This window comes from Dapis hubbardiae BLCC-M172 (assembly GCF_050016015.1).
Classification (GTDB): Bacteria; Cyanobacteriota; Cyanobacteriia; order Cyanobacteriales; family Microcoleaceae; genus Trichodesmium.
The window spans coordinates 73,080-79,711 of the sequence record NZ_JBNHEQ010000167.1 but is presented as its reverse complement, the minus strand read 5'-3'; the positions used below and the strand labels follow the sequence as shown (position 1 = coordinate 79,711).

The 6,632-nt window shown below is 39.1% G+C and carries 6 protein-coding genes; all 6 read right to left on the bottom strand.

The genetic code is table 11. The annotated features are described in order from the left end of the window. The coding region (locus ACP6PK_RS15365) for an MSCRAMM family protein (protein ID WP_426560522.1) at nucleotides 1–1,129 on the bottom strand (1,129 nt) is incomplete at its 3' end. Between the two features lie 228 nt (nucleotides 1,130–1,357). Beyond that, nucleotides 1,358–1,516, bottom strand: coding sequence for a hypothetical protein (locus ACP6PK_RS15360; RefSeq protein ID WP_426560520.1), 159 nt, complete (start codon nucleotides 1,514–1,516; stop codon nucleotides 1,358–1,360). A 137-nt stretch (nucleotides 1,517–1,653) separates the two neighbouring features. Next, nucleotides 1,654–2,043 carry a hypothetical protein gene (locus ACP6PK_RS15355; protein WP_426560518.1) on the bottom strand — a complete coding sequence of 130 codons (390 nt, stop codon included), beginning with the start codon at nucleotides 2,041–2,043 and terminating at the stop codon, nucleotides 1,654–1,656. Nucleotides 2,044–3,516: 1,473 nt separating this feature from the next. Continuing rightward, nucleotides 3,517–4,533, bottom strand: a complete 1,017-nt coding sequence (locus ACP6PK_RS15350) for a CHAD domain-containing protein (RefSeq protein ID WP_426560516.1) — start codon at nucleotides 4,531–4,533, stop codon at nucleotides 3,517–3,519. Nucleotides 4,534–4,733: 200 nt separating this feature from the next. Then, on the bottom strand, nucleotides 4,734–5,510 hold the full coding sequence (locus ACP6PK_RS15345) for a sulfite exporter TauE/SafE family protein (RefSeq protein WP_426560514.1): 777 nt from the start codon (nucleotides 5,508–5,510) through the stop codon (nucleotides 4,734–4,736). Between the two features lie 360 nt (nucleotides 5,511–5,870). Continuing rightward, complete coding sequence (locus tag ACP6PK_RS15340) at nucleotides 5,871–6,599, bottom strand: MBL fold metallo-hydrolase (protein WP_426560512.1); 729 nt, start codon at nucleotides 6,597–6,599, stop codon at nucleotides 5,871–5,873. Nucleotides 6,600–6,632 lie beyond the last annotated feature (33 nt).

Sequence of the window (6,632 nt, the reverse complement as noted above, 5' to 3'; positions counted from 1 at the left end):
GGATGTTGTTGACGATGCCATTATCTTCATTGTCTCCATCATCTCCACCATCTACTTCCGATACATCACTGTAGTTAGGTAGATTGGTTTCAATGACGTTGTAGTTACCCGGTTCTACACCTGTAAAGGAGTATGTACCATCGGGGTTAGTCGTAATTGGAGTCCCGACAGTTGTGCCATCAGGTAGTTGTAACTCAATGGTCACGCCACCGAGGCCATTGCCATTATTATCGGTAACTTGACCTGATATGGAACCAGCATTGGGAGCATCCACAAAGTCTTTGCCAGTATCGGCTTCACCAGGGTCAACGGTTACTGGGATGTTGTTGACGATGCCATTATCTTCATTGTCTCCATCATCTCCACCATCTACCTCAGATACATCTTCATAACCAGGTAGGTTGGTTTCTACTACGTTGTAGTTACCCGGTGCTACGTCTGTGAAGGAGTAGTTACCACTAGCATCTGTAGTTGTTGTACCTACAGAGTTACCACCCTCATCAAACAATTCGATGGGCACATTTTCTAGTGGGTTATTCTCATCATCGGTAACTTGACCGGAAATGGAGCCCAAAACTATCTCATCAACGAAATCGTTACCTGTATCGTCTTCACCAGGGGCAACAGTCACAGGGATGTTGTTAACAATGCCATTATCTGGATGATCCTCATCATCACCACCATCTACCTCGCTCACATCTTCATAACCAGGTAGGTTGGTTTCAATCACACTGTATTCACCAGGTGCTACATCTGTGAAGGAGTATGTGCCGTCTTCATTTGTAGTTGTTGTGCCTACGGTCTGGCCTTGGTCATCCTGCAATTCCAGTTCTACACCTTCTAGAGGAGTATCACCCGTGCCATCGTTATCGGTATCTTCAAAAACGGTACCTGATATAGTGCCAACTTGCTCATCCACAAAATCATTACCCGTGGAGTCTTCATCTCCTGGTAACGTAACACTAATCAAGTTGTCGTCGTTGGGAGGATCGGTATCGCTGACATCAGAATAGCCATCCAAGTTAGTTTGACGAACAGTGTAATCACCCGCCTCTAAGTCAGTGAACTCATAATTGCCATCTACATCAGTAGTAGTGGTGGCAATCACGTCATCCTCGCCATCAAGCAATTCCACCGTGACGTTTTCGAGGTTGACATCACCAGTATAATCGTTGTCAATATCCTCAGAAACATTACCGCTAATAGTGATCAGATTTATCGGCACTTCCTCAGAATCGCTGCTCGGAGGTGTCTCATTGGTATCAACTGTGGCAATGTTGTCGATATCCCCATCGCCACCACCATTGGTCTCAATGTCAGACTCCTGAACGGTATAGCTTCCCGTGTAAGTCCAAGTTTATCCACTCTCTAAAATGCCATTAGGGTTTAGAGACTCAACAGGGTTACTCAGATTTCCGCCTAAGAGGGGGTCTGTTACCACGACACCTGTTAGGTCTTGGAAACCGACATTACTAACCGCAATTTCATAATTAATGACATCGCCAACCTGGTCCACAATGCCATCGCTATCCGGGGTCCCATCTGGAAGCGATCGCCCCAAGAATCCTGGTTGAAAACTTCAACCGCACCTGCCATGAGGGAACCTGGATCGTCTGGGAAGGCAAAGCGGGTCACGGCAATAGGCAGTGTAGCCTAAATCAGGTCAGCCCCATCATACAGGATGGTGTTGGGATTTCGGTAGTTATTGGTAGAAGGAATAGCATTATCCAGGACAATTGCATCGCCAGATTGAAGAACGTCGTCAGCGTTAGTTGAAACTCCTGGTGCTGCACCGTTAGAGACGTCACCATCCCCCCATATTTCTGTGCTAGCCTGCTTATTGTCGGTATCATTAGGGTTTGGATCGTAACCATCTTCCCAATGATCGTAATAGACAATTGTATTATCTGCAGCCACAGCTACTGATATTACATTGTTGATATCGCCATCAGCATTATTATTGATCGTATCAAAAGTCTCGAATAAATCATCTTCTGGCAGTGGCACATAGTAACTCTGTACCGGTTCATCAAGTTGAGACATAGTTATCAGTTATTCTCCGAATAAATGAAAGGAATAAAAGCAGTAGCAATACTGCATAAGCCCTATAACGTAAGTTTTTTAAACACCCTTTCCAAATTCAAACTTTTCACACAGTTAATATTTGCTTTGATCCTTACATAAACTAGGATACAGCCTCTCTAAAATATGTTATTAATTTCGTAGACTTGCTTATTCCCAACTATAGTTTTGACTATAAGAAAATTGCAATAGAAAATTAGTGTTTTCATCAAAACTTCATCAAAGCTTCATAAAATTTCCTCTCTAGAAATGTATTAGTTTTTTGATATTTCTAAAATCTAATTTAAGGATTTCCTGTAGAAAAATTATCCCAAAATCTGTTGTGCTAAATGTTGTATAGACAAGTTATATTAAGCTATTTCAGATTATCTAGATTGTCAATAGCGATAATTTTACTTGCACCATCATGCTGCATTTTGTTATTAATTTAAAATTTAATAAAAATTTAACAATCGTAGAACAACGAATAAACGTTGATATAATAATTATTGCTTATAGCTATATTATCAGTTACACCAAGCTTTTTCTTTACCGAATCTTTAAAAAACCTAGATTTAGGATTTGATTTTGTAGCACAAAAGATTATGTTTTTAGGAAATATCAGATCTGGGAATTGAGATTTAGAGTGATATTAAATCTCGTCTTCTCAGAGAATTTAGTGAGTGGACATCTCCTATAATTCGAGAAGTGGGGAATTACGGGAGTAGGAGAGTAGTGGATTGTTTCATCTAAAATGTTCTGTTAGATGGCGAGTGTGGGGAGGGCGGGAAGTGTGGGGAGGGTGGGGAGAAAAAGACACCTGGAAACAAAAATCTATTGCACAGTTTTAGCTGTGTCAGTCTAGTAGGGGAGACATAGAGTTGTCGCTAAATAGAGGTAAAAAAAACGCTAAAACCCAGATAGGAAAATAATTACCAGCGTTTTTAGTTGCCAATAGCTATAATCTTTAACCGGGAAGTAAATTTTTGAGCCACGAGTCGTCTGTAGATATGATATAGGAAATACAACGATAAAGATGGAAAAATATTCTAATATACCCGATCTCCCTATCTCCCCATCACACTGTCTATTTTTCAAGCTTTTGCCTGTTCTCTGCTATAGATATATAGAAGCCCTAACCGTATCTCCAGAAAATAGGTCCTGGTGGAGAAGTATAGCACTACCCATTCAGGTTAGGGCAGTTATAAATCATGGAACCCTTTAACAGTCTACTGTTCCCTGTTCCCTATTCCCTATTCCCTATTCCCTAGCGCTATAATTGATAAAAAATGGGTAATAATTGATTTGATGATGGGATGAGTGGGAGATATCTAATACACCCCATCTCCCCATCTCCCCACACTCCTGTCGGGACGTTGCATGCAACGTCCCTACCCCTACTATCAATCTATAATTTTAAATAGATCCCTTCAGGGGTTCTATACTCGTCTAAACTTATGTTACAGGTCGCAATAATTCTGAACGGAAATTTTGTCGAACTTGAATATTAAGATATCGTCTTTGCAAAACTTGCCATTTTCGCAACGCTTGCTCCCGACTTTGTTTAAGTTGCTTTGCCAAGTTGGGCAGAATTTTGTCAATGTTAGATTGCAATATCTTTTCCAGAAATTCTCTTAAAACTGCACTATCCTGAATATCACCAAGATATTCTTGGAGTTCTTTCATATCTCTTAAATAAGCCTCATAAGTTGAACCGTAAAATTCAGTAAACAAACTCATCTGGTAACGAACCCGCTTCACTTCTTTACGCAAACTATGTAGGTTTTCTTCCTCAGCATCACTAATATTTATAGCAGAGGTATCATTATTAATTTTCACAACTTGATATTTGGAATTCGTTTTTTGTAGCAAAAAATCCTGATTATCACTTGTTTCTAAATCCTCTTTTTCTACCCCTACTAACCAGCCTGGATGAAGAAATAATTTACTAATTTCAGGTAATAACAAATCTGGCAATACTTCTTGAATTGGTAGTTGAGAAATATCTGTATAAATTGGGCTATCTAACCATTCCTGCAATTTCTGTTTCAACATTAGATAACTCTTATCTCCAAGTATTGCCCTTACTTTTTTAAAAGCGTGGCGACGCTGTTTTCGCAACTGCTGCATAGCCTTATCCAGCTCAATTTGTTCTAGAGTAGGTAAATTTGGTTTATAGCGATTTTCTAGAGCTTCTAAAAGCACATCTAAATCCCTTAAACCACCTAAACAACGAGCAATTTTACCAATCTTTTGATCTTGAGCAGCTTTTGGTAAAGCTACAACAGGTCCAAAACCTTGAGCAGCAGAGCGCAAACGACGCATACCTACCCGCATTTGATGGAGTTCCTCTGGATCTCGATCTTTTAGTACCTCTGGTTCATGTTTTAGAGTTTTCTGAAAATGCTTTTCAAAGGCTAAAGATGCCCAATCTCCAAGGCTATTGACTTGAGGCAATACTTGTGTTGTCATAGTTAATTGTCACCCTAACTCAACCTTGGCAGTGATTCTTACAATATTCTGCCAAACTACTATAATAACACTTTTTTTTACTTATTAACAACTTGTTTTGTGAAGTTATTTGAGCAATACTTAATACTTAGAGCTTTTTGAATAACTATTAAACCTTGTAAAGGCCAGAATATCTCGTCTTTTCGTAAGTGCTGGCTATATCATCCTAAATCAGAAATCAAACGTTGAGTTAAAATCAAAACTGCTATAGCAAGCACAAAAAAACCAAATCCCTTCTTAAGTTGTTTGGCCTCAATCAACTTAGTTAAATAAGCACCACTAACAGTACCAACTCCTGCTGCAAGTGTAAAAGAAGCAATTAAAGAAAAATTCAAAACCACTTGGTCTAAATAACCTGCAAACCCTGTTACTGACTTAAAAGCAATAATCAGTAACGATGTGCCGATCGCTTCCTTCATCGGAACTCCACCCAAAAGCACCAAGGTCGGAATAATTACAAAACCTCCACCAATACCTACAAAACCTGTTACAGTTCCTATCCCTAATCCTTCCAGCATCATCAACAACCCATGATTTTGAGGTGAATGTGGTAATTCATTCTGCAACTGATTTAGCTGACCCCAAATCATTGACACGCTGGCAACTAGCATCATTATGGCAAAAACAATCAGTTGAATAGTATCTGTAATAAGTGGTAGTGAAGCGAGACGTGCCCCTAAAAAAGCCCCCAACATTGCAGGAGGAGTAAAAATTATGGCAACTTTGAAGTTGACATTTCTCTCTAGCCAATGAGGAATAAGTCCTATTGAACTTACTATACCCACCACCACAAAACTCATGGCAATAGCTTCTTTGGCATCCAATCCCATAACATAGATTAAAACTGGAATTGCCAACATAGAACCACCACCACCCATTAATCCTAGACTAATGCCAATAGCGACTGCTAAGAAATGACCAATAATCCAAACTAACATGAGTAATACCGTTTCACGGAAATAAAAAGTTAAGAGTCAAAAGTTAAAAGCAAGATTTTATAGGCTAACAACTTTGACTATGAAGTAATTTCAGGAAATTATTTCACATTTAAAGTTTGAAACTATTTGTGACATCTTTAAAGTGATTTACTACAAATATAACTTATATCATGTTTCGTAAAACAATTAATAATAGTAGCTCTAATTGTTACGCTAACCCCTGTCCAATTATTCAGTTTCAGTAATGAGCCACTATAAAGGGCGAGGCTTTAAATGTAAGGTGGTGGTGCATTGTAATTATTTTTGTTACGAGGCATGGCAGTGGGAGCATCTTGCTCCCGTGCTAGGCATTGCTTATTCCTATTTACCATTACTATGCAGGACTACCAAATCTAAATCATCGGTAATTTTACCACAGTTTTGATTCGCTGGCACAGCTTCTGCCATTTTTTTTGGATAAGGCAAATTTAAGGTGGCCATAAATTGAATAAAATTCAAGCGATCGCGACCGACAAAACGAGGATTAAATTGTTTTTCTTCCCCAATGGTAGAAACAGTCTGACCTTTGTAGTCGTGACCGGGATAAACTAAAGTATCATCGGGAAGGGTAAATAACTTTTGAGTAACTGCATCATATAAGACTCCTGCATCTCCCCCTTGAAAATCTGTCCGACCACAACCTCTAATCAATAGTGAGTCTCCTGTAAGTAGGTATTTGTTGTTTACTAAATAGGCTAAATGGCAGTCTGTATGACCGGGAGTAGCGATCGCCTGAATTTGAATTTCTCCTACTTCCAATATTTCTCGATCTTCCATAAAGCGATCGGCACAAGTCACTTGAGCGTTTTTTGGCACAACACCTAAACATCCCGTGACTGTCTTTAGTTGACCAGTTCCTGTAATATGGTCTGCATGAATGTGTGTTTCCAAGCAATAGTCTAGTTGTAATCCTAATTCTGTTAATAATTGCAAGTCTCGTTCGACCTGTTCAAAAACAGGATCAATTAACACTGCTGTTTTATTTGCCTCATCAGCGAATAGATAAGTATAGGTGCTTGTTATTGGGTCTATTAGTTGTCGAAATAGCATTTGTTTGCTGATTTATTGAAATAAATATTTAGA

What these genes read in the sequence shown, in the direction of transcription:
- ACP6PK_RS15355 (WP_426560518.1), bottom strand. Translation starts at nt 2,043, where the DNA reads ATGTCTCAACTTGATGAACCGGTACAGAGTTACTATGTGCCACTGCCA.
- ACP6PK_RS15350 (WP_426560516.1), bottom strand. Translation starts at nt 4,533, where the DNA reads ATGACAACACAAGTATTGCCTCAAGTCAATAGCCTTGGAGATTGGGCA.
- ACP6PK_RS15345 (WP_426560514.1), bottom strand. Translation starts at nt 5,510, where the DNA reads ATGTTAGTTTGGATTATTGGTCATTTCTTAGCAGTCGCTATTGGCATT.
- ACP6PK_RS15340 (WP_426560512.1), bottom strand. Translation starts at nt 6,599, where the DNA reads ATGCTATTTCGACAACTAATAGACCCAATAACAAGCACCTATACTTAT.